The sequence below is a fragment of the Sphingomonas sp. NPDC092440 genome, assembly GCF_044754985.1.
Classification (GTDB): domain Bacteria; phylum Pseudomonadota; class Alphaproteobacteria; order Sphingomonadales; family Sphingomonadaceae; genus Sphingomonas.
On sequence record NZ_JBIVQA010000002.1, the window covers coordinates 222,244 to 247,494 of the forward strand.

The 25,251-nt window shown below is 64.9% G+C and carries 28 protein-coding genes and 1 tRNA gene; 19 read left to right on the forward strand and 10 right to left on the reverse strand.

What is annotated here, in order from left to right:
• Window positions 1-71 precede the first annotated feature (71 nt).
• Window positions 72-148 (forward strand) — tRNA-Arg (locus ACIQCS_RS03930).
• Here the strand turns inward: ACIQCS_RS03930 and ACIQCS_RS03935 are convergent.
• The 7 genes from ACIQCS_RS03935 to ACIQCS_RS03965 all read right to left on the reverse strand — a co-directional run bounded on the left by ACIQCS_RS03935 (window position 104) and on the right by ACIQCS_RS03965 (window position 7,051).
• Window positions 104-1,801 carry a recombinase family protein gene (locus ACIQCS_RS03935; RefSeq protein WP_345851971.1) on the reverse strand — a complete coding sequence of 566 codons (1,698 nt, stop codon included), beginning with the start codon at window positions 1,799-1,801 and terminating at the stop codon, window positions 104-106. The two genes, ACIQCS_RS03930 and ACIQCS_RS03935, sit on opposite strands and share 45 nt — an antisense overlap.
• A 349-nt stretch (window positions 1,802-2,150) precedes the next feature.
• A complete protein-coding gene (locus ACIQCS_RS03940) occupies window positions 2,151-2,573 on the reverse strand; it encodes a type II toxin-antitoxin system VapC family toxin (protein WP_345846493.1) in 423 nt (140 codons plus the stop codon).
• A complete protein-coding gene (locus ACIQCS_RS03945; protein WP_345846495.1) occupies window positions 2,570-2,818 on the reverse strand; it encodes a FitA-like ribbon-helix-helix domain-containing protein in 249 nt (82 codons plus the stop codon). Before ACIQCS_RS03945 ends, ACIQCS_RS03940 begins: the two co-directional genes overlap by 4 nt.
• Window positions 2,819-3,568: 750 nt before the next feature.
• Window positions 3,569-5,872 (reverse strand): nitric-oxide reductase large subunit, encoded by a 2,304-nt coding sequence (locus tag ACIQCS_RS03950; RefSeq protein ID WP_012115020.1) that lies wholly within the window; start codon window positions 5,870-5,872, stop codon window positions 3,569-3,571.
• A gap of 18 nt (window positions 5,873-5,890) precedes the next feature.
• Window positions 5,891-6,355: a membrane protein gene (locus ACIQCS_RS03955; protein ID WP_041575668.1), complete on the reverse strand. Its 465-nt coding sequence runs from the start codon at window positions 6,353-6,355 to the stop codon at window positions 5,891-5,893.
• Complete coding sequence (locus ACIQCS_RS03960) at window positions 6,348-6,641, reverse strand: DUF1971 domain-containing protein (protein ID WP_012115018.1); 294 nt, start codon at window positions 6,639-6,641, stop codon at window positions 6,348-6,350. The genes ACIQCS_RS03955 and ACIQCS_RS03960 overlap by 8 nt, the downstream gene beginning before the upstream one ends.
• Window positions 6,638-7,051, reverse strand: a complete 414-nt coding sequence (locus ACIQCS_RS03965) for a group III truncated hemoglobin (protein WP_401530108.1) — start codon at window positions 7,049-7,051, stop codon at window positions 6,638-6,640. The genes ACIQCS_RS03960 and ACIQCS_RS03965 overlap by 4 nt, the downstream gene beginning before the upstream one ends.
• A 119-nt stretch (window positions 7,052-7,170) precedes the next feature.
• Between ACIQCS_RS03965 and ACIQCS_RS03970 the strand changes: the two genes are divergently transcribed.
• From ACIQCS_RS03970 to ACIQCS_RS03980, 3 genes are all read left to right on the forward strand, one after another.
• On the forward strand, window positions 7,171-7,620 hold the full coding sequence (locus ACIQCS_RS03970) for an Rrf2 family transcriptional regulator (protein WP_012115016.1): 450 nt from the start codon (window positions 7,171-7,173) through the stop codon (window positions 7,618-7,620).
• Window positions 7,621-7,786: 166 nt separating this feature from the next.
• Window positions 7,787-9,208: an IS1182 family transposase gene (locus tag ACIQCS_RS03975; protein ID WP_012115015.1), complete on the forward strand. Its 1,422-nt coding sequence runs from the start codon at window positions 7,787-7,789 to the stop codon at window positions 9,206-9,208.
• Between the two features lie 373 nt (window positions 9,209-9,581).
• Window positions 9,582-11,660 carry a ParB/RepB/Spo0J family partition protein gene (locus tag ACIQCS_RS03980; RefSeq protein ID WP_345846508.1) on the forward strand — a complete coding sequence of 693 codons (2,079 nt, stop codon included), beginning with the start codon at window positions 9,582-9,584 and terminating at the stop codon, window positions 11,658-11,660.
• A gap of 102 nt (window positions 11,661-11,762) precedes the next feature.
• Here the strand turns inward: ACIQCS_RS03980 and ACIQCS_RS03985 are convergent, their stop codons facing one another.
• The gene (locus ACIQCS_RS03985; RefSeq protein ID WP_345846510.1) at window positions 11,763-12,641 is read right to left on the reverse strand and encodes a TIGR02391 family protein; all 879 of its coding nucleotides are present in this window, start codon (window positions 12,639-12,641) and stop codon (window positions 11,763-11,765) included.
• Between the two features lie 304 nt (window positions 12,642-12,945).
• Between ACIQCS_RS03985 and ACIQCS_RS03990 the strand changes: the two genes are divergently transcribed.
• The 4 genes from ACIQCS_RS03990 to ACIQCS_RS04005 all read left to right on the forward strand — a co-directional run bounded on the left by ACIQCS_RS03990 (window position 12,946) and on the right by ACIQCS_RS04005 (window position 15,694).
• Entirely contained in the window at window positions 12,946-13,245 is a 300-nt protein-coding gene (locus ACIQCS_RS03990; protein WP_345846511.1) for a DUF736 domain-containing protein, read from the forward strand.
• 116 nt (window positions 13,246-13,361) lie between these two features.
• On the forward strand, window positions 13,362-13,637 hold the full coding sequence (locus ACIQCS_RS03995) for a metal/formaldehyde-sensitive transcriptional repressor (protein WP_345846513.1): 276 nt from the start codon (window positions 13,362-13,364) through the stop codon (window positions 13,635-13,637).
• 10 nt (window positions 13,638-13,647) lie between these two features.
• Window positions 13,648-14,598 (forward strand): CDF family Co(II)/Ni(II) efflux transporter DmeF, encoded by a 951-nt coding sequence (gene dmeF / locus ACIQCS_RS04000; protein ID WP_345846515.1) that lies wholly within the window; start codon window positions 13,648-13,650, stop codon window positions 14,596-14,598.
• A 253-nt stretch (window positions 14,599-14,851) separates the two neighbouring features.
• Window positions 14,852-15,694, forward strand: a complete 843-nt coding sequence (locus tag ACIQCS_RS04005; protein ID WP_345846517.1) for a DUF932 domain-containing protein — start codon at window positions 14,852-14,854, stop codon at window positions 15,692-15,694.
• Between the two features lie 148 nt (window positions 15,695-15,842).
• Here the strand turns inward: ACIQCS_RS04005 and ACIQCS_RS04010 are convergent, their stop codons facing one another.
• On the reverse strand, window positions 15,843-16,070 hold the full coding sequence (locus ACIQCS_RS04010) for a helix-turn-helix transcriptional regulator (RefSeq protein ID WP_345846519.1): 228 nt from the start codon (window positions 16,068-16,070) through the stop codon (window positions 15,843-15,845).
• Window positions 16,071-16,239: 169 nt separating this feature from the next.
• Here ACIQCS_RS04010 and ACIQCS_RS04015 point away from each other — a divergent pair, with 169 nt between their 5' ends.
• The 11 genes from ACIQCS_RS04015 to ACIQCS_RS04065 all read left to right on the forward strand — a co-directional run bounded on the left by ACIQCS_RS04015 (window position 16,240) and on the right by ACIQCS_RS04065 (window position 24,612).
• The gene (locus tag ACIQCS_RS04015) at window positions 16,240-16,512 is read left to right on the forward strand and encodes a DNA -binding domain-containing protein (RefSeq protein WP_345846522.1); all 273 of its coding nucleotides are present in this window, start codon (window positions 16,240-16,242) and stop codon (window positions 16,510-16,512) included.
• Window positions 16,513-16,657: 145 nt separating this feature from the next.
• A complete protein-coding gene (locus ACIQCS_RS04020) occupies window positions 16,658-16,879 on the forward strand; it encodes a transcriptional regulator domain-containing protein (RefSeq protein ID WP_345846523.1) in 222 nt (73 codons plus the stop codon).
• Window positions 16,773-17,441: a DUF2285 domain-containing protein gene (locus ACIQCS_RS04025; protein WP_401530117.1), complete on the forward strand. Its 669-nt coding sequence runs from the start codon at window positions 16,773-16,775 to the stop codon at window positions 17,439-17,441. Before ACIQCS_RS04020 ends, ACIQCS_RS04025 begins: the two co-directional genes overlap by 107 nt.
• A 129-nt stretch (window positions 17,442-17,570) precedes the next feature.
• Window positions 17,571-17,837, forward strand: coding sequence for an AlpA family transcriptional regulator (locus tag ACIQCS_RS04030; protein ID WP_015459426.1), 267 nt, complete (start codon window positions 17,571-17,573; stop codon window positions 17,835-17,837).
• A complete protein-coding gene (locus ACIQCS_RS04035; RefSeq protein WP_345846547.1) occupies window positions 17,834-18,340 on the forward strand; it encodes a DUF2840 domain-containing protein in 507 nt (168 codons plus the stop codon). The genes ACIQCS_RS04030 and ACIQCS_RS04035 overlap by 4 nt, the downstream gene beginning before the upstream one ends.
• Window positions 18,337-18,891 carry a S26 family signal peptidase gene (locus ACIQCS_RS04040; RefSeq protein WP_345846549.1) on the forward strand — a complete coding sequence of 185 codons (555 nt, stop codon included), beginning with the start codon at window positions 18,337-18,339 and terminating at the stop codon, window positions 18,889-18,891. Before ACIQCS_RS04035 ends, ACIQCS_RS04040 begins: the two co-directional genes overlap by 4 nt.
• A 36-nt stretch (window positions 18,892-18,927) precedes the next feature.
• Window positions 18,928-19,263: a DUF736 domain-containing protein gene (locus tag ACIQCS_RS04045; protein WP_345846551.1), complete on the forward strand. Its 336-nt coding sequence runs from the start codon at window positions 18,928-18,930 to the stop codon at window positions 19,261-19,263.
• Between the two features lie 187 nt (window positions 19,264-19,450).
• Window positions 19,451-20,179, forward strand: a complete 729-nt coding sequence (locus ACIQCS_RS04050; RefSeq protein WP_345851973.1) for a lytic transglycosylase domain-containing protein — start codon at window positions 19,451-19,453, stop codon at window positions 20,177-20,179.
• A 238-nt stretch (window positions 20,180-20,417) separates the two neighbouring features.
• Window positions 20,418-22,175, forward strand: a complete 1,758-nt coding sequence (locus tag ACIQCS_RS04055; protein WP_345846553.1) for a DUF3363 domain-containing protein — start codon at window positions 20,418-20,420, stop codon at window positions 22,173-22,175.
• Window positions 22,176-22,194: 19 nt separating this feature from the next.
• A complete protein-coding gene (locus ACIQCS_RS04060) occupies window positions 22,195-24,168 on the forward strand; it encodes a conjugal transfer protein TraG (protein ID WP_345846555.1) in 1,974 nt (657 codons plus the stop codon).
• Window positions 24,169-24,177: 9 nt separating this feature from the next.
• Entirely contained in the window at window positions 24,178-24,612 is a 435-nt protein-coding gene (locus ACIQCS_RS04065; RefSeq protein ID WP_345846556.1) for a CopG family transcriptional regulator, read from the forward strand.
• On the opposite strand, the gene ACIQCS_RS04070 is transcribed toward ACIQCS_RS04065, so the two are convergent.
• Window positions 24,609-25,145: an NYN domain-containing protein gene (locus ACIQCS_RS04070; RefSeq protein ID WP_345846557.1), complete on the reverse strand. Its 537-nt coding sequence runs from the start codon at window positions 25,143-25,145 to the stop codon at window positions 24,609-24,611. The genes ACIQCS_RS04065 and ACIQCS_RS04070 overlap by 4 nt on opposite strands.
• Between the last annotated feature and the right edge of the window lie 106 nt (window positions 25,146-25,251).

A 25,251-nucleotide genomic window follows, 5' to 3' on the forward strand; every position in this document is an offset into this window, starting at 1 on the left:
ATGCCTGTGGAAAACTGCACGCAACGGCTTGCGCGATCTGAAAACCGCTTCTAAAGGCACCCCTCCACAGCGCGCCCGTAGCTCAGCTGGATAGAGCATCAGACTACGAATCTGAGGGTCGGACGTTCGAATCGTTCCGGGCGCGCCATTTTGGATCAAAGGCACGAACGCCTAGCACCGCCGCCTCTACGCCAGAGGCGGCGGTTAGCGTTCGGAGCAACTCACTGCGCAAGCCGCGAATCCGAACCTCCGTCTTACTGACCACTTCGACACGCTGGGCGACCGCGCGGATGTGATCGCGCGCGAATGAGCCATCGCCCCGCCGCAGCTTTCTGCGCGCCGCCATTGCGAAGGCGCGCAGGCTCTCGGGCGTGATAGCCGGGCCGATCTTCTCAATATGGGCCACCGCCCGTTCGGCGTCGCCCCTGGCTTGGTCGCGTGTTGCCGTCAGTTCGGCGATTCGATCCTTGAGCGAAGGATCGCTCACATCGATCACGCCATTCTCGATCGCATCATAAAGTCGCTTGAGCTTGGCTTCGGCCTCGGTCGCGCGGCGTTCCAGATCGGCGACATGAAGGCGCCGCCGATCCACCCATTCGTCGCGGCGTTCGAGGATCTGATCCATCATCTCCTCAAGCCGTTTAGGATCGAGCAGGCGCCACTCCAGATGCCCGACGACGGCTTCGTTGAGCCGATCCATCGGAACCGTGATGCCGGGGCAACCCTTTGCGCCCTGCCGCGCCTTCGTGGAACAGGTGTAATAGCGATACTCGCGGCCGACGCTGCTGGTGCCGGTGCGCAGCGTCATGGCTCCGCCGCAGCATGCGCAGAAGCAGATGCCGGTGAGCAGCGTTGGGCCGCCCACCGCCATCGGCGGCATCATCTTCGGACTGCGCGCCTTGAGCGACCGCTGCACCGCCTCGAACTCCGCCTCCGAGATTATGGCCGGCACTTCCATAATGGCGTGCTCGCTCTCGGGCTTTGGTGCCTTAGTGCGATAGTCCCGATAGTTGAACTTGTGCCGGCCAATATAGGTCGTGCGGGTGAGCACCTGATGCACTCCCGCGATGCCCCAGCGCCCGCCGTCGCGGGTGCGAGTGTTGTTGTCATTGAGCCACGTCGCGATGGCCTTGAGGCCCATCGGGCCGTTATCATCAACCCCGTTCAGCGCCATCCGGTAGATGCGCCGCACGGTCTCGGCCTGGATCGGGTCGATCTCCAGCTTCTTTTTGACCTTCGCGCCGCGCTGCCCGGCCTCGACGATCCGATAGCCAATGGGCGGCCGCGCACCATTCCAGAAGCCCTGCCGGGCATTCTCCTTCATCGACCGCAGCGTGTGCTTGCCGTTCTCCTTCGACTGATACTCGTCGAACAGCGTCATGATCTGGCGCATCATCACGCTCATCGGATCGTCGCCCAAATCCTGCGTAATCGAGATCAGCCGCACGCCGTTCTTCGCCAGCTTGCGGACATAGAACTCGAACTGGAACTGATCGCGGAAGAAGCGCGAGAAGCTGTGGACGAGGATCACGTTGAACGGCGATGGCTTCTGCATCGCCGCGTCGATCATGGCCTGAAATGCCGGCCGGCGATCATCGGTTGCGCTGTTGCCAGGCTCGACGAAATCGGCCGCGACCTCCCAGCCGCGCGACAGGCAATAGCCTTCGATCTGGCGACGCTGATCGGGAATCGAAAGATCGCTCTCGGCCTGGCGGCCGGTGGAGACGCGCAGATAGAGCGCGGCGCGGGCCGTCGCCATGACCGGCGGTGTGTCCTCGACGCGAAGGGCGGCGTCGTTCATGGCATGATCCTCCTTATCTCACGGCAAGGGTCCGAACAGGTCGTCCAACTCCTTGCGCAAATGGCCCTCGATGACGCGCAACTCGGCGTCGCCGATCGGAACCCGCTCAGGCCAATCGTCCGTGATGACGATCGGTCCGCCGTCCTTGATGACGCGCGTGCGAGACGGCACCCGCCGCGGGGGCGCGTGCATGTAGTCATGAAGGTCTTCGAGACCTTCCGACCAATCGCAGGGTGCGCGGCGGCGGAGCTTGCGAGGAAGGGCCATCCCGACACGCTGCGTCGCGACAGCGCCTCGTGCAAAGGCTCTATCGCGGCGTAGCGCGGATAGGGGCGTGTTGCGGCAGGCGTCATGCTTCGCCCCACGGATCGACAACCGTGATCCCACAATCCGCGAAGTCGCGGACATTGCGAGTCGCCAGCCGCGCGCCGCGTGAGCGCACGATGGCGGCGATCTGCGCGTCGATCTGGCTGATCGGTTTGCCGCCCTGTTTCCGTCCCGCGGCGATCTCGGGAAAGGCAAGCGCCGCGTCAGTGTCAAACGGCAGGACGCGCCCCGCCAGATCGACGTCGAACATCGGACGTGCGGCCGCCAGCAGATCATCGCGGCGGCGTCCTTCGGGAAGCAGCGCCAGCCCGTAGAAGATTTCCGCCTGCGTCAGCGTCGTCGTGAACACGCCCGCCATCGGCTGGTCAGCAATCCACGCCATGACCCTGGGGTCAGGCTCGCGCCGCATCAACTCAGAGATGACGTTGGTGTCGAGGACGATCATTCGCCGAAGTCCGCCGGCTGCCGAATCGGCTCACGCCGAACGTCAAGCAGATCGATTCCACCCAGCTCGCCGAAGCGTTCGTTGATGGCCTGGCCCAGATTGCGAGGGCGCGGGATTTCGGTCGAAAGCGCCGACCGGAGAATGTCGCGCGCCTCGTCCTCCATCGACCGGCCGTGCATTGCCGCGCGCAGACGAAGGCGATTTTTGATCGCGTCGTCGATGTTTCGGATCGTCATGACCGCCATACTGGCCTCCATAAGTCAATGACTTCATGTTAGTCGATGACGCTGAAAATTGCAAGGTCGCGATGGGGAAGCTACATTTCCAGACAGTGAGTTTGACGCTGATGGGAAGATCGCTGACTGCATTATCAGGACCGCCGGGCAGAGCGGTGATCCGGGCGCTGGACAATGCGGCTGCGCTGGCGGCCTGGGCGCGCGGCGTAGGGTTTCGCGATCTACGCCCGTCTTTTTGGCATGTGACGGTTATATTCTCCCGCCACAGCCCTATGGCGCTCGACCCGGATGCTCTCCAGATCGAACCCTGTTCATCCCGGCGGGTTGAACGCATGGGAGGACTGATTACGCTATGTTTTCCGTCGCCCGCTCTGATGACTCGCCACCTTGTTCATCGGCAAGCCGGGGGTGTGTGGGATTTCCCCGCATACAGACCGCATGTGAGCTTCGCGCCTGATGATGGGCGGAATCTGCGAGATGTACGCCCTTTCGATGGAATGTTGATGTTCGGGCCTGAGATCGTCGGCTGAGATTTTGAGGAGGGGAAAGTCTCCCCCTGAGCGGGAGCCGTGGGTCTCCCGCTACCCCCTCTGCGGGGACACCCCCAGGCTGTGCTAAAACCCACGGATCAGGCAAGCCTGTCCGGCGATCCTGAAGCCGTTTCACGGACAAATGGCGTTGGCCGGGAGCGACCAACGCCCGAAATTAGCCGGCCGTCCGTTGAAAACCGGGGTACAGCCGGGAAGCGGAGTGGCGGATCTAAAGCGCCGGCTTTGGAATGGCCGCCGTTTCTGGAGTCGGCTTCCTGCCGTGCATGAACGCCTGAACCATGAACCATGCGAACGCGAAAACGCCGAGAGCGAACACGACATCGCCGGGCACCCTTGCCCAAACCAGCGCCTGCATGATCGGGCTATGGATGAACTCCGCTGAGCGCGCATAGGCATAGCCGTGCTCGATGCTGGCGTAGGTCTGCAGGATGCCCTGCGGGAGCAGCGACAGGAAAGTCATCATGCCAAGGCCGATATTGAGCGACCAGAAGGAGATCCTGATCCATTTTTGGTTCCACCGCGTGACGTCGGTCAGTCCACGCATGCAATAGAGCGTCAGCCCCAGGCCGAGCATGCCATAGACGCCGAACAGCGCGGCGTGGCCATGGTTCGCCGTCGTGTTCAGCCCCTGCATGTAATAGAGCGCGATCGGCGGATTGATGAGGAAGCCGAACAGCCCGGCGCCGACCAGATTCCAGAACAGGACGGCGGCGAAGAACATGAACGGCCAGTGATAGATCCGTTCCCACTCGGCCTCATGCTCGACCTTGTGCCGCGTATAGGCTTCGAAGCCGACAACCAGCAGCGGCACCACTTCGAGCGCCGAGATCATCGCGCCGACCGCAATCACCGACGTTGGCGTGCCGCTGAAATACAGGTGATGGAAGGTCCCGAGCACCCCGCCGAACAGGAAGATGATCGTCGCGAACAACACCATCACGGTGGCGGTGGAGGTTCGCAGGATGCCCATCTGGACGAACAGCAGCGAGATGATGGCCGTGGCGAAGACTTCGAAAATACCCTCGACCCACAAATGCACCACCCACCAGCGCCAATATTCCATGATGGCGATGTTCGTATGCTGGCCCCACATCAGCCCCGCGCCGTAGAGCAGCCCGATGGCGAGCGCTGACACCAGCACGAGATAGATGAGGGACTTTCCGCCTTCCCGTCGCAGCACGGGCCAGAGCGCGCGCACCACCAGCGCCACCCAGAGGAACAGGCCAATCAGGAGGTAGATCTGCCAGAAGCGGCCGAGATCGACATATTCATAGCCCTGATGACCGAACCAGAAATTCGCCGTCAGACTGGTGAAGAAGCGGTGGACGGCCGCCCATTGCCCGGCAAAGGAGCCGATGACGATGACCAGAAGGCTGACGAACAGAAAGTTGACGCCGAGCCGCTGGAACTTGGGGTCGCGTCCCCCGAGCATCGGCGCGACATAGAGCCCGGTCGCCAGCCATGCCGTGGCGATCCACAGCACCGCGAGTTGCGTGTGCCATGTGCGGGTGATCGTGTAGGGAAGATATTCTGCAAAAGGCAGGCCATAGAGCCCTTGTCCCTCGACCGCATAATGAGCGGTGACAATGCCCAGCAGCACCTGCCCCACGAACAACGCGCAGACGACCCAGAAATATTTCGCGGTAGCCCGCATCGACGGTGTGATGACGGCCTGTCCCAGAAGATCAGAGGTCGCCATGCCGCCCTCGGGCAGGATGTCGCCGCGCCAGACGTCGAACTGCTTGGCGTAATAGGCGATGAGTGCGCCTGCCGCCGCAAGCAGCAGGATGACCGACGCAAGGCTCCACAACAATGTACCGGTGGTTGGGCTATTGCCCACCAGGGGTTCGTGCGGCCAGTTGCTGGTATAAGTGATGTTCTGGCCCGGACGATCGGTGGTCGCCCCCCAGGCCGTCCAGAAATAGAAGGCGGTAAGCTGCCGGGCTTCCGCGGCCGACAGCTCGCCATAGACCGGGAAGGCATAGTCGCGGCGGAGCTTTAGCGAGGCAGGATCGCCGCCATCGTACAGGCTTACGAAATGCTGCTGTACCTGCCGGATCGCGCGCGCGCGGGTGTCGCTGACCGTGATGACGCCGGATGCAGGGTCGTAGGTGTTCCTACGCATCTCCTCCTGCAGCCCGGCCCTTCGCATAGCCTCCGCCTGCGTCGCGGACACGCCTGGGAGAGGTTGCGAGGCCGACAGGGCGAGCAATGCCTCCGCCTCGCGGTGCAGCCAGTCGGCGCTCCAGTCGGGCGCCAGATAGCTGCCATGGCCCCAGATCGAGCCCTGTTCCATGCCGCCGATCGACTGCCAGATATTCTGGCCGGTCTCGATGTCCGCGCGCGTGAACAATGTCTCGCCGCTTTGGGATTTCACCGCTTCGGGAATGGGCGGCGCCTGCTGGTAGATCTGCTGGCCCAGCAACAGTAGGATTCCGAACATGACCACCATGCCGACCGACAGGATGATCCACAGCCTTTTGATGCTGAATGTCGTTTGATAGCTCTTCATGCCCCAAACCCCCTCCGTTCAGAATAGTCCGTGACTACCGCCTACCGCGCCCAAAATTGTTATGATGCTGACGGCAAGTAATAACTGATGCAGCCGGATCATTCGAGCGAAATCCGCCTCTGGTGACTGTGTATTGGCGAGGCGGCGATGGAGATGCAGCGGCTCGATGACGAGCAACATCAGCGCAAACACGGTCCAGAGTGCGACCATCAGGTGCATCCACCAGAACCGGCCGTCGAGGAAGCGGCTCCACAGATCGGCGCGCGCCACCAGCCACAGGCCACTTGCGCCGGCAAGCAGAACCCACAGGCGTGCCTGCCAGGCAAAGCGCGCCTCCATCTGCTGAAAACGGCGCAAGCGATCCTGCGGCAGTTCCGTTGCCTTAAGCGTCGGCATCAGCACCCAGGTGACGAAACCGACGCCGCCTATCCAGAACAGGACCGCGACGACATGCACCGTGCGAGCAAGGGCGAAGTCATCCACGGTCCGCGTCTTCGACAAGCTCTGGGCGTTCCCGGTAGAACTCGACCTGCATCGTCATGGGGCCGAGCGGAACGACATGATGGGTTGCTTGCGGCGGGATGATCGCGGGCCTGTCGGGCGTCACGAGCTGCTCGCTCGGCGGATCGACGAAAACGAGCCGCACTTCGCCCTCCAGCATCCGCAGGAGGCCCCAGGTGCCTGCTTTGGTGCGATGATCGTTGCGCAGCGCGTCGGGTAGGCTTTGCTCATCGAAGATCGGCGATGCGCCGTAGGGGACCGGTGTCACGACGCGGCCCTCGCGGAAATGGCGGCCAGGCCGCCGCGGTCGATCTTGATGCCGGTCAGCAAGCTCTCGCCAATGCGCAGTGCCGCTTCGCGAAACCGATCCGCGACCGCAGCGTTCGGCGCGATCCGAGCAAGCGTCTGGTCCCAGAGCGACTGCCAGCGCGCGAAATGCGCCTCATCAAGCTCGCCGATCGCGATATGCTTGCGCATCGGATTGCCGCTGAACCGACCGGATTCGAGCATGATCGAGGCCCAGAAATCCTTCATCCGCGTCAGATGATGCGGCCAGTCGCCGATGCGCTCCGCAAAGATCGGGCCGAGCGTGTCGTCCTGGCGGACGGTGTCGTAGAAACTCTCCACAAGCTGCGAAATAAACGCATCATCGATCCCGCAGGCGAGCGCATCCGCCATCTTGCGTGCCCGCGCTTGCTCGGCATGGTTCGACGTCATTGCCTGCCTCGACTCGATTAAGATGTGTGCATGGTTTACGCGCCTTGGCGGATAAAACCAATATATGATATGCATCTTTTATGAGATTGTCCGTCCAGACCGACTATGCCCTTCGCACATTGATGTTCCTGGCCGTGAAGGACGGCCATCATTCGATCGCCGAGATCGCACACGCTTATGGCATCTCGAAGAACCATCTGATGAAAGTGGCGCAGCGACTGGCCGCGGAGGGATTTGTCGAGGGTGTGCGGGGCCGGAGCGGGGGCCTCAAGCTGGCGCGGCCCGCCAATGCCCTGAACGTCGGTTCGATCATGCGCATCATGGAAGACACCGGGACATTCGTCGAATGCTTCGACGCGGCGACCAACAGCTGCGTCGTGACGCCCGCATGCGGCTTGCGCCATGCCTTGGCAGGCGCGCTGGAAGCTTTCGCGCGACACCTCGATCAGTTCACCATCGCCGATCTCGTACCGGATTCCAAAAGCTACGGGTGGCAGCTCGACGCGCAAGCGGCCACTGCTTCGACGTAACGGAGAACCCGGCGATTCTGACCTCATCCTTCTCGGAAGCCCGCAACATCTGTAATGAGTTATTACGCCACCTAGCGCAGATGTTCAAAGCCAAGAACAAGCTTTTACTAATGAACCTGTCAGTGTAGAATCCAATTATCTTCCCATCTTCCGCGCCGGGGTGTGCATGAGTTTTATTGAGGGACTCGCGCGAGATCAGGTCAACCTGCTTCCTCCTTGTGTTGATGACTATGTTTCCCCGGACGCATTGGTCCGAGTCGTCGATGCTTTTGTTACCAGCTTGAACTTGGCTGAGCTTGGCTTCGGTCGCGCTATCGCTGCGGTCACCGGCCGCCCTGGATACCATCCAGGCGATATGCTCCGGCTGTACATCTGGGGCTACCTCAACCAGGTACGGTCCTCACGCCAATTGGAACGAGCGTGTGTCCGCGACCTCGAAGCGCTTTGGCTAATGCGCCGGCTCGCCCCGGATTACCGAACGATCGCCTCCTTTCGTCATGACAATCCGGAAGCCATTGTCGGCGCCAGCGCTGCATTCATCCAGTTCTGCCGCGAAACCGGCTTGATCAGCGGTCGATTGGTCGCGCTGGACGGGACGAAGATGCGCGCGGTCGCGAGCCCAAAGAACATCGCTGGCGCCGACCGGCTGGCCCGTGACGTTGCGCACACCGAAAAGGAGATCGCCTACTACCTTGAACGGCTCGACATCATAGATGAGGCAGTGGCCCAGGGGTTCGACGATCAGCCCAAACATCGGGAGGCGTTCACCACTGCGATGGAGACCCTCGGGCGCCGCAAGGACAGGCTCGTGCGCCGGCAGGACATCCTGAAGGATCGCGACGAGACGGCTTTGGTCTTTGGCGAGTCCGACGCGCGGCCGATGGGCTATGGACGTTCTCCCAAGACACCCTGCTACAACATGCAAAGCGTGGTCGATGTAGATAGCGGCCTGATCATACATCACGACGTGACCAACGAGGCAAACGACAGCCAGCTCCTGCATCCAATGTCGATGGCGACGATGGAGGTGCTTGAGGTTGACGAGCTCAAAGTCCTGGCCGACGGCGGTTACTCCAACGCCCAGGCGGTCGCGCAATGCGAGCGCGACCATATTGAGGTCGCGGCGCCGATCAAACGCGGCGCCATGAGCACCGACTTTTTCCGGCCAGCGCAGTTCGTGTATGATGAGGAGACCGACACAATCCGGTGCCCCGCCGGCAAGACGTTGAGACCATCCGGCAAACATACCCGCAACCGTGCGATCCGATATAGAACGCCCGCATGCAAAGACTGTCGGCTGAAGAGCCGATGCACGTCCGGCGCCCAACGGACCATCCATCGGTTGTTCGATCAGGCGGCGCTGGATCGTATGGAGGCCAGAATCTACGCGGATCCGAGCTTGATGGTGACCCGCCGATGTACTGTAGAGCACCCCTTCGGCACGATTAAACGGATGTCCGGCGGCGGAAGGTTCCTCACGCGAGGTCTCAGAGCGGTAAAGGCCGAAGCGGCTCTCTCGATTGTCGCCTTCAACATCCTCCATGCAGTAAATGCCTTCGGTGCCGAGCGACTGACGCCAGCGGGGTGAGACGCGCGTCGCGGTGCTGGCGGCGGCGGATTAGACGAATGAGTTTTTGCACAGCCTGCCCCGCAACGCCCCGCAGGCGCATCCGCGCCGATTGATAAATCCGCTGAGGCGGATTTCAGCTGTTCCAATGCTGTGGAGATCGGGCCAGGGCTGCGCCGGCCCGATCGCATGGTTTGTTTCTCTCCCCGTCGGTGGGGTGGGCGACGCTTCCCTTTAGGCCCGCCGCGCCGGGCCGCAACGCGCGGCAAGCCGCGCTTACCTCCTCTTCGTTCCGGCCCTGCGGGTGCTGCCCGGCTCCGCCGGCGGGCCTGCCGGTCCGCTTCTTCGCCGCCCACCCCATTCCGGGGTGAGTGCGGTTTTCAGGAGAAGTGTGATGAACGCTGTTACCGAAACCGTAGCCGCCGAGCCTGTGTCGGGCGTCGAGATTTTCGTGCCGCTCGCCAAGCTCAAGAAGTCCCCGCGCAATGCCCGCAAGGTGCCGCATGGGGAAGCCGCTATCGAGGCGCTGGCCGCTTCGATCCAGCACAAGGGGCTGATCCAGAACCTTGTCGTGGAGCCAGAAACCAAGGAGGACGGGACGCCGACCGGCTATTTCCTCGTCACCGCTGGCGAGGGCCGCAGGCTGGCGATGCTGCTGCGCGCCAAGCGCAAGCAGATCAAGAAATCCGAGCCGGTGCGCTGCTGGCTGGATACGCAAAACGACCCGTCCGAGATCAGTCTGGACGAGAACGTGACCCGGACGCCGATGCACCCCGCTGACCAGTTCGAGCGGTTCGCTGAGCTTTCCAACGACAAGGGTTGGGGCGCGCAGGAGATCGGGGCGCGATTCGGCGTGTCGGCTGGCGTGGTGAAGCAGCGGCTGCGCCTTGGCGCGGTCAGCCCCAAGCTATTGCAGGTCTATCGGGAGGACGGGTTGACCTTGGATCAGCTCATGGCCTTTGCGATCAACGAGGACCATGCCCGGCAGGAGCAGGTGTTCGAGGGTCTGCATCACAACCGCGAGCCGTGGATCATCCGGCGTGACATGACCGCGAGCAATGTTCCGGCGACCGACCGGCGCGCGGTGTTCGTCGGGGCCGACGCCTATGTCGAGGCGGGCGGGAACATCATCCGCGACCTGTTCAGCGAGGACCGGGGCGGATTCTTCGAGGATGCGGGCTTGCTCGACATGCTCGCCGCCGAGCGGCTGCGCGAGGTTGCGGGCGAGGTCGAGGCCGAGGGCTGGAAATGGACCGAGGCGCATATCGACTTTCCGCACAGCCACGGGCTGCGGCGCTTCTACCCGGAGCCGGTCACGCTGACCGACGAGGACGAGGCGCGGCTGGAGGCGCTGTCCGCCGAGCATGACGCGCTCGCCGAAGGCTACGAGTCCTACGACGAAATGCCCGAGGACGTGGCGGCGGGGCTGGAGGCGGTGTCCGACGAGATCGACGGCATTTCCGCCAAGCGTTCGGCGTTCGCGCCCAGCGTGATCGCCAACGGCGGCGCGTTCGTGATCCTCAATCACGACGGCACGGTGAAAATCGAGCGCGGGTTCGTCCGGGCCGAGGACGAGGCGCTGGCGGACCCGCAGCCGGAGCCGGAAGCCGATGGCGAACCGACCGAGCCGCAGACCGGCGAGGACGAGCAGCCAGAGGACGGCGACGAGGACGCGCAGGAGATCGAGGAGGACGAGGAACCCGGTAAGCCCATTTCCGACAGCCTCACCCGCGACCTGTCCGCTTATCGCACCCTTGCGTTGCGCGTTGCGCTGGCCGACCAGCCCGATACGGCGTTGATCGCGCTCACCCATACGCTCACCGTGCAACTGTTCTACAGCTATGCGGAGGCCGGATGCCTTGAGGTTCGTCCGACCGTGACCCCCTTGGGAAGCCATGCGGACGGGATCGAGGACACACCCTTGGCGGCGCGCGCGAGCGAGCAGCACGAGGCTTGGGCCGAGCGGATGCCGCGTGACGTGGCGGACCTGTGGGGCTTCATCGTCGGGCTGACAGACGAGCGGCGGACGGCGTTGCTGGCGCATTGCGCGGCCCGCACCGTCAACGCGCTGCGGCTGCCGTGGGATCGCAAGCCCCGGTCGCTGCAAACTGCCGACCGACTGGCGAGTGCGGTGGCGCTGGACGTGGCGAAGGACTGGACGCCCACCGTGGACAGCTACCTTGGCCGCGTCACCAAGGCTCATATCGTGGAAGCCGTGTCCGAAGGGGTGTCGGAGGACGCCGCGCGCCGTATCGCGGACATGAAGAAGCCGGACATGGCGCAGACCGCCGAGCAACTTCTGGCCGGTAGCGGCTGGCTTCCCCCCGTGCTGCGGACGCCAAAGGCCGAAACGGAGCAGCCCGCGCCCGTCGAGGCCGAAGACTTGGGGAGCGTGAAGCAGCCGTCCGAAGCGGAGGCTCCCGACACCGAAGCGGAGGACGGCGAAGCGTCCTTTGCCGTCGCCGCCGAATAGCGGCATGGGGCCGGGGTCGCGCGAGCGGTCCCGGCCTTCTTTCGTCGCCCGCAAAATCGCGGCCGCGCCCTGACCGGGCGCGGCCGCTTCCGTTGAGCGAGATCAGGGACGCGGCGGCATGTGGCTGGCGTCGAGCCGGCGATGGATGAGGGATACCAGGGTCAGGAGATCCTCGGCGTCGGTCTTGGTCATCGGCCAGTGGATGCGCGCTTCGTGGGCGGTCGTATTGCGGAACATGCCGAAGACGCCTTTGACGAGATTGGCGAAGCCGCTTTGTTCGCTACGCTCGCTCACCGTGCCGCGCGGATTGATCGCCAGCATCGGCGGATCGCCGCCCAACACGCGGTCCACCAGCGTTCCCCCATCATCGGTCAGACCCGTCATGACGCGCATCTTGTCGGCGACGCTTTTCACCGCTTCCTGGACCGCATGGAAATAGTTGTCGGCCAGCAGTTCCGCGCGGCAGAAGCGCAGCACATCGGGATGGACGCCTCGCGTCTCCAGATCGGTGCGCAGTTCTTTCGCGCGGCGCTGTGCTTCCGGCAGCGTCGTCGCCTGTTCGACGGTTTCGATCTTTCCCGCCTCGCTCACTACGAGGCCGGCGAAAGCCAGCGCCTGGTTGAGACTGGCACGCATCGACTCGTAGCGATGCGGCTCGCGGCTATAGCGGGCTGGTCTCATCGCATGGCGGATAAAGCCGAGGATGCGCGTGCGGTCCTGCCGTGCGTTCTGGCTGGCGGCGAAAGCGTTGTAGATGCGGTGCCGCTTGGTAATCTCGCCGGGATCGGTCATCTGACAGGTCGCGAACAGCATCGCGATCTCCGTCCCCTTGAGCCCCGTGTCCGTGTCGCCGAGTGCGCCGGCGATGGCTTCAAGCTGATCCTGCGAAAACAGTTGCGCCACCTTTTCCTTCTCCCCCTTGCGAACCTCCGCGGTCTCCTTGGTCGGATCGGCAATCACCTTGGAACGTAGGATGAACATCGCGCAAGGCTGTTGACAGAGGTGCCGACATAATCGCCGGTCATAAGAAACTCCCTACCTTCCGGGCCGAACACCCGGCGGCCTCCCCATGGCTTGTCTGACCGGAGCCGATCGCCATCCCGCAAAGGCGTCGTTCGGCTTTTTTCCGCCACCTTCGGCTTTGCATCGCGAAACAAAAAAGCCGCCCGCCGTCCAACCTCCTCTGCGTTCCGGCCGCAAGCGGTGCGGGGTCGATCGTGCCCCGGCCGACGCCGAGCCATCGAGGCCGCGATGGGCGCGGTCCGAGCAGACAGGAGATCACGACATGGCTACGATCGGCACCTTCACCGCCAACACCAAGGGCGAGTTCAACGGCGTCATCAAGACGCTCACCCTCAACACCAAGGCCACTCTTCGGCCGGTCGACAAGGAAGGCGAAAAGTCCCCTGACTTCCGGATCAGCGCCGCCAACATGGACATCGGCGCCGCCTGGAAGAAGACCAGCCGCGAAGGCCGGGACTACATCTCGGTCAAGCTGGACGATCCGAGTTTCCCAGCTCCGATCTACGCAACGCTGTCTGAGACCGAGACCACCGGGGAACACGCACTCATCTGGTCCCGCTGATCGGCGATGACGCCCCGCTCAACCGAGCGGGGCGTCTTCCCACCAAGTCGCAATGACATTCGGTCCTCCGACTCAGCACTTCCCTCCCGACGCCATATGGGATAGGGGGGTATCCTATGGCACACACTATCTCCAATAAGGACCAGCTCCTCGCCCGTGTACGGCGGATCGCCGGCCAGGTGGCCGCGATCGAGAAAGCCATCGCGAGCGAGGCCGGCTGCGCGACGATTCTCCATCAAGTCGCCGGCGTGCGCGGGGCGGTGGGCGGGCTCATGGATGAGCTGATCGAAGACCATGTGCGCGAGCATGTCGCCCGGCCAGACCTCAGCGACGATGCGCGCTCGGCGGGCGCGGAGGAACTGATCGCCGCAGTGCGCCGCTACGCCAAATGAGGACCTACAATTGAGCCTGCACGACGAGATCGACGCTCTGAGCCACGACCATGTGTTTCTGGGCGCCAGCCACGACAAAAATGCCCGCCGCACGCTGTGGGTGGTGGCGCTGACTTTCGTCATGATGGTCGGCGAGATCGTCGCCGGCACCGTCTTCAACTCGATGGCGCTGCTCGCGGACGGCTTCCACATGGCGACGCACGCGGGCGCGCTGACGGTTGCGGCGGCGGCATACGCCTTCGCACGTCGCCACGCCCACAGCCGCCGCTTCAGCTTCGGCACCGGCAAGGTGGGCGACCTTACCGGTTTCGCTTCCGCATTGGTCCTGGCGCTCATCGCGCTCGGGATCGGTGTGGAATCGGTTGGCCGACTATTGGACCCGCGCCCTGTCGCCTTCGGCGAAGCGACACTGGTTGCCGTGGTCGGCCTCGCGGTCAACTTGGTCAGCGCCTTCCTGCTGTCGGGCGGGCATGACCATCATGGGCATCACGCCGGTCACGCGCACGATCACGAGCATCATCACGACGGTCATAGCCACGAGAATCAGGCACGCCATCACGACAACAATCTGCGCTCGGCCTTCGTGCATGTTCTGGCCGATGCGCTGACTTCGGTGCTGGCCATCGCGGCCCTGCTGGCAGGGGCCTATCTCGGTTGGGTTTGGCTTGATCCCGTCATGGGCGTCGTCGGCGGCATTGTCATCGCCATTTGGTCGTGGAATCTCCTCCGCGACACCGCCGCCGTCCTTCTCGACAGTTCCGATCCTCATTTGGAAACCGAGGTCCGCGAGGAAGTCGAGGCCCAAGGGGATGCCCGGATCACCGACCTCCATCTCTGGCGCGTTGGGCCGAGCGCCCACGCCGCGATCGTCAGCTTCACCGGCAGCGCCAGCCCGGAGGATGTGCGGGGCCGGCTGCGTTCTGTCCACGAACTGGCCCACGTCACAGTCGAGGCGCGCTAGCGCTTTCAGCCAGTCCGGATCGGCCCATTGGGCCGGCAGGCTTTCGTCGGCGCCGCTCTCACGGCGCGGTGCTTGGGGCGCTGCCCCCAGCGCCCTTCGGAGCGGCTTCCGCCCAGCTTCCTCCACGCTTCGCGTTACGTGCAGCCGGTTCCCCGCGAAGCTGCCCACTCCGGTTGCACCCCCGGTCTCGCCGACGGGCAGGGTTTCAGCGCGGCGCTTCGCTGCGCGGAAACCCAAGCCCAAGGAGGCCCAAATGCACTATCAACTCGCCACCCGGTTCGGCCGCAACGCCCATCAGATCAGCGGCCGGGAGCCGCTCGACAACGAGGCGCTGTATCGCCACGTTCCGTCCATCTTCGCCCGCGAGGCACACGACAGCCGTTCGGATCGCTACGTCTATGTCCCCACCATCGACATAGTGGAGGGGCTGCGCCGAGAAGGATGGTTTCCGTTCTTCGCGGTGCAGTCGGTGCCGCGTGACGGCAGCCGCCACGGCCACGCAAAGCACATGCTGCGCCTGCGTCGGGATGACGGCATCGGCAAGCCCGAGGCCGCCGAAGTCATCATTGTGAACAGCCATGACGGGACCAGCGCCTATCAGATGTTCGCCGGGATGCTGCGCTTCGTCTGCACCAACAGCATGATTGCGGGCGAGCGGTTCGAGGAAGTGCGCGTGCCGCATAAGGGCAATATCGAGCACGACATTATCGAGGGCGTTTATACCGTCGCCGAGGACTTCCCCCGACTGATCGACGCCAGCGAGTCGATGAAGGCGATCCAGCTTTCGCCGGATGAGCAGCGCTTGCTTGGCGAGGTTAGCCTTGTTGCGCGCTATGGCGACGACGAAAGCCCGGTTCGGCCCGAGCAGATCATCGAACCGCGCCGCCGTGAGGATGTGGACCGCAGCCTGTGGACCACGTTCAACGTCATTCAGGAGAACGTCATTCGTGGCGGATTGCATGGCCGCAAGCGCAACGCCGAAGGCCGCATCCGCCGCAGCCAGACTCGCGCGATCAACGGGATCGACCAGAATGTCACTCTCAACCGCGCGCTGTGGACGCTGGCAGAGGGAATGCAGCGCTTGAAGGCGGCGTAAGCCGCACTGCCGTAGGGCCGGGCTTCGGTCCTACGGCGCTTTTCTGGACCAGCGAAATCGCGGCGCCCGCGCTCCCGAAGGTCGCGCGGGCGCCGCTACTAGCGCGCTCGCCGGGCTATGCCCGGCTCGCGATTTGAGAGGAAAAAGGTTAATCGCCGGCGGTCTGGTCGATTTCGGCGACAAGTTCAGCCGGCGTGATACCAAGTGGGGAGGCCAGGTGAAACAGCGTCACGACTGTAGGATTACGGCGGCCTCGTTCCAGATCGCTGACATATTGCTGCGTAAATCCCGACGTCTCGGCGAAACGCTCTTGGGTAAAGCCCTTCTCCTTCCTGAGTCGGGCGAAATTCAGTCCCACTAGGCGGCGCATATCCATGCGCGCCAAGCTGGACGATACACAATATCCGGTTTATCCCATATAAGGTGTATCGCAGGTTCAGCGCCGCCCTTCGCTGCGCCAGATGCAACGAACGATGCGAGATTTGCGCGTAGCCAGCGCATGTATTTGGTCTAGGTTGGTTAATGGGGAACATGACGGGGGCGCCATGAGCATCAGCCGTTTCGCGGATCGCGCGCCGGACGTATCGCAGCTCACCACTTATGACGAAAGCCATTTGGTGGATTATCTGCGCCTGCTCGATGCCAATGACGAGGGAGGTGATTGGCGCGAGGCTGCCGCCTGTATTCTCGGCATCGACGCCACCGCAGAACCGCACCGGGCGAAGACGATGCACGACAGCCATCTTGCGCGTGCGCGATGGATGACCGAGATTGGTTACGCCTATTTGCTCGGTTGTGAGCGACCGCTAAAGCGTTAAGATTCAATCCATTTCGGTGTATTTTGCTTCTGAAGGTGCGCCGCCATCGACATTGTTGAGTGCAACCTTCGCGCTATTGCATGACCTCTGACGCGGCAAAGTTGTCGCTCCCGAAATATGCGCCAAGCGCACCTGGGAGGATGCAATGCCGACGCCACCGGGACGGCGCCAGCGGCCCGCCGGCGGATTATCCGACGCGAGCGGACGCGCCGAAATAGCCGCCGAGTTCCTGCGGAGAAACCGCACGTACCGCGCCGAACATGCGCAGATGCAGCAACGCATCGCGGACGGTGCCGTCGCGAAGAACGCCGCAGAGGCGGCGTTCGCGCGGCGCTGGGGGTTGTCTTTTCGCTACGGCGCCGGATGACCTCTCAGACCCAGTCGTCTGGCGCCCGGAACTGACCGCCGTCACGGTCATTCTCGACACCGCGCCGGATGGGTTCGAGACCGCCGCCCCGGTCGATCCGCGCGCGCTCGGCGCGTTGCTCGCCGACCTGGCCGGGATCGACGGACGCCATATTATCGTCGGCGACGCGGCCGGCGAGCATCGGCTGTGGCTGCGCGACCCGATGCCCGGACGTTCGCTCGCTGCCGTCATTCCCCTCGACAAGGATTTCCTGACGCGCATCGCCAGCTTGTTGCGTTTCCACCGCCGCTTGCTCGGCCGCGCGGCGGGTCCGCTGCCGCGCGGCTGGCCGCTCACCGCCTACCGGCTGGCGCGCCTTGACCTGATTCTCCGTGCGCTCGACCTGCGCCACGGCGGCGCGACCTATCGCCAGATCGCGGCCGAGCTGGGGCGCGAAGATGCGACCAAGCTGTCCGCGAGCGACTGGAAGATGTCCGCGTCACGTTCGTTCGTGGTCCGGCTGGTCCGCGATGGTATCGCGATGATGAACGGCGACTACCGCAAACTGCTTCGCATCCGCTGATCCGCCTTCTTCGGCGATACCCTCTAGAGGGTGGTCGCATCCGTGCAGCCGCACATCTTCATACCCCACCCGGCCGCATCCATTCTGCCAGTTTCGCCTCCTGCCGCCACCGCCCGCAGGAGCCGTCACTTGTCTGATACGCCCACCAACCTGCCGCCCCGCTTCCTGCGCACGCCGGAAGCCGCTCGCTTCCTCGGCCTCTCCGGCCGCACGCTGGAGAAGCATCGCTATTTCGGAACCGGCCCGGCCTACCGCCGGATCGGCGGCCGCGTCGTCTATTCGGTCGATGACCTGCGCGCTTGGGCCGACATCGGCATCAAGCACTCGACCTCCGATCCCGGCCAAGACGACCTCATGCCCCGCGCAGATTCAGCCATCGCCCGGAGCCGGCGATGACCGTGCCGCCGTCACCCATCCGCCACCGCCAGCCGTCTGACGACGGCATGACGCGGGTGGAATTGACCTGGATCGAGAAGCGGGTCGAGCACTGGATCAGGTTCGGCCGGGTCGCGGTGGACGAGATCGTCGATCGCCGCCGTCGCATCGTTCGTTTCCGTCCCGGCGCGATCTTCGCCTTCGTCCGCTGGGCGGCGAACGACTATGGCACGGTCAGCTCGCGCATCGACATCGTGCGCGCGGTCGGCGCCGGCGAGCCGTTCACGACGCTCCCGTTCGTGCGGCCGGGCGGCGATATCCTGCTCAAGATCGAGGGCTGGCCTAAGGTCAGCCAAGTGCTCGCCGCGATCGACGCGACCGAGGCGGCCGGCGTCGATCCGTGCGACGCCGCGCCGGATCATTGGCGGCACGTCCACAACCGTATCGCCGCCGGACAACCGCCGCGGCCCTATACGATGGAGCGCCATCGCGCGTGGCTCAAACGCCGGGAGATTGAGCGATGACCCGCCGTGGATGGGCCATTGCGACGGTCGCCGCCGCAACGCTGTTCGGCGCATCTTTCGCCGCGATTGCAGTGCTCGACCCGCTGCCGCGCGTCGTCTGGAACGCCAGCGCCAGCGCGCCGATCGGGCTCTACCGCATCGAGCCGTTGCACGATCCGCCGCTCGGCGCACTCGGCGCACTCGTCGCCGTGACGCCGCCACCGGCGCTGGCGCGCTGGCTGGCGGAGCGCGGCTATCTCGGCGAGCGCGTGCCGCTGTTGAAGCATGTCGCGGCGCGGCCGGGGCAGATCGTGTGCCGCATCGACGCGGTGGTAAGCGTCGATGGGCGGCCCGTCGTCGTCGCCCGGCAGCGCGACGGCCGGGGCCGTCCGCTGCCGGTCTGGCAGGGCTGCCGAACGCTGCGCGCCGGCGAGCTGCTGATGCTCAACCCCGACCACGCCGACAGCATGGACGGCCGCTATTTCGGGCCGCTGCCGGCCTCGTCCGTGCTCGGCCGCGCCATCCCCATCCTCACCCGCGACACGCCCGACGCGCCGCTCATGTGGCGCTGACCCGCTTTTCCGCCTGCCAACCCAAAGGAGATTCCCATGCAGATCGGCAGCTTCTTCCGCACCGCCAACGGCTACGAAGGCATCATCGAGACGGCGACGCTCGACATCCGTATCTCGATCGTTCCGGCCGAGCAGAGCGACGCCGATAAGGCGCCAGACTGGCGCGTCCACCGCGGCGACAGCGGCGAAGGCCCGGAGATCGGCGCCGGCTGGAACGAGACCGGCGAACGCGCCGGGGATTACGTCTCGCTGCGCATCGACGATCCCGCGTTCGTGCAGCCGATCCGCGCCGCCCTGTTCCAGAGCACCGGCGACAAGTCGGCCTGGTCGCTGCGCTGGAACCGCCAGCCGAAGTCGCGCGAGCAGGATTGATCCCGTGCGGCCGATCATCATCCCTTTGTTCGCGGGAAAGCCGTCTCATCCCTTCGTCCCGCTCGGTCGCAGGCCGGCCGGGGCGCGCAGCGAAGGTCAAGGGCGGCCGGAGGCCGGCGCTTCGCGCGCACCCTTTACCGTAGCGAGCACGCTGGCAGGCTGGCGGCGGAGCGGAGTCGGATCGGCGGTGGTGGTTGCTGTCGTCCTGCTGTCCGGCGGCGCTGTGTCTGCCCCGGCGATGGCGCAAGATGTGCCGGCCGCGCGATCGGCAGCCGTCCATCCTTACGCTGGTCATGTCGCCGAAGCCGCGCGGCGGTTCGGCATTCCCGAGGCGTGGATATGGGCGGTGATGCGCGTCGAGAGCGGCGGCAATGCCCGCGCCGTCTCGCGCGCCGGGGCGATGGGCTTGATGCAGATCATGCCCGCGACCTGGGCAAGGCTGCGCACCCGCCACGGCCTCGGCTCCGATCCGTTCGACGTGCGCGACAACATCATGGCGGGCGCGGCCTATCTGCGCGAGATGCACGACCGCTACGGCAACGCCAGCGCGATGCTGGCGGCCTATAATGCGGGACCAGGGCGCTACGACGACTTCGTGTCGCGCGGCCGTCCGCTGCCGCCCGAGACGGTCGGCTATCTCGCCCAGCTCGCACCGATCACCGGCGCAGCGGGCGCAGTAGCGGTGACGGCGACCGCTACGCCTGATCCGTTTGCATGGCGTCGTGCGGCGCTGTTCGTCCGCACCGCCAGCGCCGCTTCGGACGCCGTGGGCGGGCAATCGGACGGCGACGAAGCCGCGTCCAAGCTATCGACCGACCGGCCGACAACCGGCAACGTTCGCGCTGGTGATCCGCCGGCCAATGAGCCGCGCGACACGCTGTTCGTGTCCCGCGCCCGCGCGGGCCGACCGAAATGATCGGCCTGTCGCTCCCTTCATCTGTCCGAAGCAGTAAGGGCGCTGGGGAGGAGGAAAACGGCAGGGACAGACGAGGGCAAGATACAAGCCGCACCCCGTTTCGCCGAAAAGCCGAGGCTTTTCATATGGCTAACGTGGGGGCGTTGGTCGGCGAGCGTGCCGCTCGGAAGGAAAAAGCCAGGTATTTCAACGCGCCGAACGGCACCACGGCCGGTTTTCGGCGGAAAGCGGCCCGGTCATGAGCGACCAGCGCGAGTTCCGCGTTCGGCCGGGCAAGGCGAAGCGCAGCAAGGCGCAGGGCCGCAATGCGCGCGGGCTTGTCGCCGAGGTGCTGCGCATCGCCGCGATGAGCGGCGGCAGCCAGCGCGGCGGCTGGGGCGGACCCAGCCGGCGCGGCCAATCGAGCTTCGGGAAGGGCCGCACGGCCTTCGCGCGCAGCCGCCTGTTCGGCTCTGGCCGGCGCGTACTGGTGAAGGCGCTGCCGGTGCGCCACCGTATCGGCGGCCGGCGCATGGCGCTGCTGTCCGCGCACACCGCTTACCTCAAGCGCGAAGGCGTCACCCGCGACGGCTCACCGACGCGCATGTTCGACGCCGAGTCTGACCGCGCCGATGATCGTGCGTTTGCCGATCGGTGTAAGGATGATCGGCATCATTTCCGCATCATCGTCTCGCCCGAGGATGCGAGCGAGCTGACCGACCTTCGCGAATATACCCGCGACCTTGTGCGCCAGATGGAGGCGGACCTGGGAACGCGGCTCGATTGGGTCGCGGTCGATCACTGGAACACCGACAACCCGCATGTCCATCTGCTGGTGCGTGGGCAGACCGACCAGGGCGCCGATCTCGTCATGGCCCGCGACTATATCAGCCACGGCCTGCGCTCGCGCGCCGAGGAGCTGGCCTTCGCCGAGCTGGGGCCGAAGCCCGAGCATGAAATCAGCCAAGCGCTCGACCGCGAGGTGGCGGCGGAGCGCTGGACTCGGCTCGACACCGAAATCCAGCGCACCGCCGACGAGCTGGGCGTCATTGACCTGCGCCCGGATCGGATCGGCCCTGACGACCCGCGCCTCCGCCGCTTGATGGTCGGCCGGTTGCTGCACCTTGAGACGATGGGGCTCGCCGCCGAGGGCGAGCCGGGCCGATGGGCGGTCGCCGAAGGCGCGCAAACCAAGCTGCGCGAGCTGGCCGCGCGCGGCGATATCATCCGCACAATCGGCCAGGCGCTCAAGGATCACGGTCAAGATCGACCGCTCGACAGCTATGCAGTCGTGGGCGCCACGCCCGAGAAACCGATCATCGGCCGGCTGATCGACAAGGGGCTGCACGATGAACTGACCGGCGCGGCCTATGCCGTGATCGACGGCACGGACGGCCGCGCGCACCATGTCCGCTTGCCCGGCATCGAGGCGCTGGAGCACAGCCCCAAGCTCGGCGGCATCGTCGAGCTGCGCGCGATCGGCAAACCCGGCGAGCCGAAGCCGAGCCTGATCCTCGCAACGCGATCGGACCTCGACCTGTCGGCGCAGGTCAAGGCGCCCGGCGCAACCTGGCTCGACCATCGCCTGATCGAGCGCGGCGCGGGCGTCGCGGACGGCGGGTTCGGCGCCGAGGTGCGCCGCGCGATGGACGCGCGCACCGACCATCTCGTTAAGGAAGGGCTGGCGCGCCGGTTCGGCGAGCGGGCCGTGTTCGAGCGCGGCCTGATCGACACCCTGCGGCGGCGCGAGCTGGACTCGGTTGGCGCGAAGATCGCGGGCGAGACCGGCCTTGCCTATCGGCCGACGCAAGCGGGTGAGAAGATCGCCGGCGTCGTTCGCCAGCGGCTCGCGCTCGCGTCCGGCCGCTTCGCCATGATCGACGACGGCCTCGGCTTCCGCCTCGTACCCTGGGCAAGCGCCCTCGAACAGCAGCTCGGCCGTCAGGTGTCCGGCGTGATCCGTGACGGCGGCGGGCTCGACCTGATGATGGGCCGCAAGCGCGGCCTCGGCCTCTAGCCAGCGCAAGGAGACAAGCATGTCCGCGACCAAGATATTGTGGGGCCAGGTCATCACCGTGTTCCTGATCGTGCTCGCCGCCGTGTGGGGCGCGACGCAATGGACGGCGGCCGCGCTCGCCTATCAGCCCGAGCTGGGGCCGCCCTGGTTCATGGCTTTCGGCTGGCGGGTCTATCCGCCACCGGCCTTCTTCTGGTGGTGGTTCTCGTTCGATGCCTATGCGCCGGCCATATTCCAGACCGGCGCGTTCATCGCTGCGTCGGGCGGGTTCGTGTCGATCGCCGTCGCCATCGGCATGTCCGTGTGGCGCGCGCGCGAGCTGAAGAACGCGGAGACATACGGCTCGGCGCGCTGGGCCAGCGAGAAGGAGGTCCGCGGCGCAGGGCTGCTGGGGCCGAACGGCGTCGTGCTCGGCAGGCTCGCGCGCGATTACCTGCGTCATGACGGTCCCGAGCATGTGCTGTGCTTCGCGCCGACACGGAGCGGCAAGGGCGTCGGTCTGGTCGTGCCGTCGCTGCTGACCTGGCCGGGATCGGCGATCGTCCATGACATCAAGGGTGAGAACTGGCAGCTCACCGCCGGCTTCCGGTCGCAGCATGGTCGTGTGTTGCTGTTCGATCCGACCAACGCTGCATCAGCCGCCTACAACCCCTTGCTGGAGGTCCGGCTCGGCCAGTGGGAGGTGCGCGACGTGCAGAATGTCGCCGACGTGCTGGTCGATCCAGAAGGCAGTCTCGAGCGTCGGAACCACTGGGAAAAAACTTCGCACTCGCTGCTGGTCGGCGCGATCCTCCACGTCCTCTATGCCGAGGCCGACAAGACGCTGGCCGGCGTGGCGTCGTTTCTCTCCGATCCGTCACGCACGATCGAGCAGACGCTGGCCGCGATGATGGCGACGCCGCACTTGGGCGAGGCCGGCGTGCATCCTGTCGTCGCCTCGGCCGCGCGCGAACTGCTGAACAAATCCGACAACGAGCGATCAGGCGTGCTCTCGACCGCCATGTCGTTTCTTGGGCTCTACCGCGATCCTGTCGTCGCGCAGGTCACGCGAGCGTGCCAGTGGCGCATATCGGATCTGGTCGAAGGCGAGAGGCCGGCGACACTCTATCTGGTCGTGCCGCCCAGCGACATCTCGCGGACCAAGCCGCTCATCCGGCTCATCCTCAACCAGATCGGGCGCCGACTGACCGAGGAACTGACGCCCAAGGGCAACCGCCAGCGCGTGCTGCTGATGCTCGACGAGTTCCCGGCTCTCGGCCGGCTCGACTTCTTCGAGTCCGCGCTGGCGTTCATGGCGGGCTACGGGTTGAAAGCGTTCCTGATCGCGCAGTCGCTCAACCAGATCGAGAAGGCATACGGGCCGAACAACGCGATCCTCGACAATTGCCATGTCCGGGTGAGCTTCGCCACCAACGACGAGCGCACCGCCAAGCGTGTGTCGGACGCGCTCGGCACCGCGACCGAGATGCGGGCGATGAAGAACTATGCCGGGCATCGCCTGTCGCCGTGGCTGGGGCATCTGATGGTGTCGCGATCGGAGACCGCGCGCCAGCTCCTCACCCCTGGCGAGGTGATGCAGCTTCCGCCTGACGACGAGATCGTGATGGTGGCGGGGGTCCATCCGATCCGTGCAAAGAAGGCGCGCTATTTTCAAGACCGCCGCCTGTCCGAGCGGATCACGGACGCGCCCAGGCCGATCGCAGGCGCGGCGCGTCCCGATGACTGGACCGGTCGCGCCGCCGCGGCTGATCCGGCCGACGTGGCGCGGATAATGCGGGCGCAGGAGGACGCCGCCAATGGCGGGCTCCGCCGTGAACCCGAGCTGCCCGAGCATGTCGCCATCGCGCCAGAGACGCCACCACCGCCGGCGCAGGAGTTCGCAATCGTCGATGACGAGCAGGACGATGCGGTCCGGCAGGCGGCCGTGCGCCGGCGAATGCAGGGGCTCGCGCGGCAGGCGTCGCTCGACCCCGGCGACGGCATCGAGTTGTAGGCAGCCGTCGTGCGCGTTCGGCTCAACGTCTATTTTCCGCCCACGCTCGCCAAGCAGATTGACGAGCTGGCGATCCGGCGACGTATCTCGCGATCGGCGATCGTGGAGGCGGCGGTCACATCCTATCTGTCGCCGGACGGCGCAGATCGGATGGAGGCGGCATTTGCCCGGCGGCTCGACCGACTGACGCGGCAGGTTCAGCGATTAGAGCGCAACACCGGCCTCACGACCGAGGCATTGGCGCTGTTTGTGCGGTTCTGGTTGTCGGTGACGCCGCCGTTGCCCGACGAGGACCAGGCGGCCGCGCAGGTGAAGGGGCGTAAGCGCTACGACGGGTTCGTCGAGACGCTGGGGCGGCGCTACGCCAGCGGCAAGAATTTGCTAGACGAGATATCCGAAGATGTATGGCCCAAGCCTGGATCCGATGAAGACGAGCGTCGTTAGACCCGCAGATTGTCGAGGTGATCGTCCAGCGGAATAAAATTCGACGCTGCCTCTCTCAGTTCACGACCGGCATGGTTCCAAAAGACAACATCCACTTGGAAGCCATCATCGCGCAACATTTGGACGGCGGGGACATAGTCGTTGTCCCCTGAAACCAAGGTGAAGACGTCGTCGGGCTTGGCATTGCGATAGGCATCGCGGCTCATCGCGGCGACGATCCCCGTATCTATTTTCTTTTCCTTGTTCGCCACGTTTCGATCCTCGACGTGAACTTCGAAGCCGGCCTCGTCGGCAATCTGCCAAATCACGTCGTTCTGCGGCGGGCGCGAGCCGAAGAGCATCGCGCGGGCGACATCAGCTCGATTGTCTCCAGCCACGAATCGATAGAGCTTGCCGAAGCTCATGCGATATTCGTTATCGAGGATACGATAATCGAAGGCACAGATGTTTGGGGCCAGTCCCTTCCGGACAGCGCTGACCCGTTTGCCCTCGATGAATACGTTAGAGTTGTCGACGTAAATCCAGTCAGCCATCACCGAATCCCAAAGCATCGATCGAATGGTGTCGTTGTGCGCGTTCAATCGCCGCACTCCGACGAAGCACGGCTTTAGTACATTTTCGCTCCGTCGCCGATCCCGA

Coding starts and splice junctions, on each gene's coding strand:
- ACIQCS_RS04060 (WP_345846555.1), top strand. CDS start 22,195: ATGTCCGCGACCAAGATATTGTGGGGCCAGGTCATCACCGTGTTCCTG.
- ACIQCS_RS04035 (WP_345846547.1), top strand. CDS start 17,834: ATGACCGTGCCGCCGTCACCCATCCGCCACCGCCAGCCGTCTGACGAC.
- ACIQCS_RS04025 (WP_401530117.1), top strand. CDS start 16,773: ATGCGCAGATGCAGCAACGCATCGCGGACGGTGCCGTCGCGAAGAACG.
- ACIQCS_RS03990 (WP_345846511.1), top strand. CDS start 12,946: ATGGCTACGATCGGCACCTTCACCGCCAACACCAAGGGCGAGTTCAAC.
- ACIQCS_RS04010 (WP_345846519.1), bottom strand. CDS start 16,070: ATGGATATGCGCCGCCTAGTGGGACTGAATTTCGCCCGACTCAGGAAG.
- ACIQCS_RS03985 (WP_345846510.1), bottom strand. CDS start 12,641: ATGTTCATCCTACGTTCCAAGGTGATTGCCGATCCGACCAAGGAGACC.
- ACIQCS_RS03935 (WP_345851971.1), bottom strand. CDS start 1,801: ATGAACGACGCCGCCCTTCGCGTCGAGGACACACCGCCGGTCATGGCG.
- ACIQCS_RS03965 (WP_401530108.1), bottom strand. CDS start 7,051: ATGGCGGATGCGCTCGCCTGCGGGATCGATGATGCGTTTATTTCGCAG.
- ACIQCS_RS04055 (WP_345846553.1), top strand. CDS start 20,418: ATGAGCGACCAGCGCGAGTTCCGCGTTCGGCCGGGCAAGGCGAAGCGC.
- ACIQCS_RS03945 (WP_345846495.1), bottom strand. CDS start 2,818: ATGGCGGTCATGACGATCCGAAACATCGACGACGCGATCAAAAATCGC.
- ACIQCS_RS04070 (WP_345846557.1), bottom strand. CDS start 25,145: ATGGCTGACTGGATTTACGTCGACAACTCTAACGTATTCATCGAGGGC.
- ACIQCS_RS04020 (WP_345846523.1), top strand. CDS start 16,658: ATGCCGACGCCACCGGGACGGCGCCAGCGGCCCGCCGGCGGATTATCC.
- ACIQCS_RS04005 (WP_345846517.1), top strand. CDS start 14,852: ATGCACTATCAACTCGCCACCCGGTTCGGCCGCAACGCCCATCAGATC.
- ACIQCS_RS04040 (WP_345846549.1), top strand. CDS start 18,337: ATGACCCGCCGTGGATGGGCCATTGCGACGGTCGCCGCCGCAACGCTG.
- ACIQCS_RS04015 (WP_345846522.1), top strand. CDS start 16,240: ATGAGCATCAGCCGTTTCGCGGATCGCGCGCCGGACGTATCGCAGCTC.
- ACIQCS_RS03970 (WP_012115016.1), top strand. CDS start 7,171: ATGAGATTGTCCGTCCAGACCGACTATGCCCTTCGCACATTGATGTTC.
- ACIQCS_RS04045 (WP_345846551.1), top strand. CDS start 18,928: ATGCAGATCGGCAGCTTCTTCCGCACCGCCAACGGCTACGAAGGCATC.
- ACIQCS_RS03995 (WP_345846513.1), top strand. CDS start 13,362: ATGGCACACACTATCTCCAATAAGGACCAGCTCCTCGCCCGTGTACGG.
- ACIQCS_RS03980 (WP_345846508.1), top strand. CDS start 9,582: ATGAACGCTGTTACCGAAACCGTAGCCGCCGAGCCTGTGTCGGGCGTC.
- ACIQCS_RS03940 (WP_345846493.1), bottom strand. CDS start 2,573: ATGATCGTCCTCGACACCAACGTCATCTCTGAGTTGATGCGGCGCGAG.
- ACIQCS_RS03975 (WP_012115015.1), top strand. CDS start 7,787: ATGAGTTTTATTGAGGGACTCGCGCGAGATCAGGTCAACCTGCTTCCT.
- ACIQCS_RS03950 (WP_012115020.1), bottom strand. CDS start 5,872: ATGAAGAGCTATCAAACGACATTCAGCATCAAAAGGCTGTGGATCATC.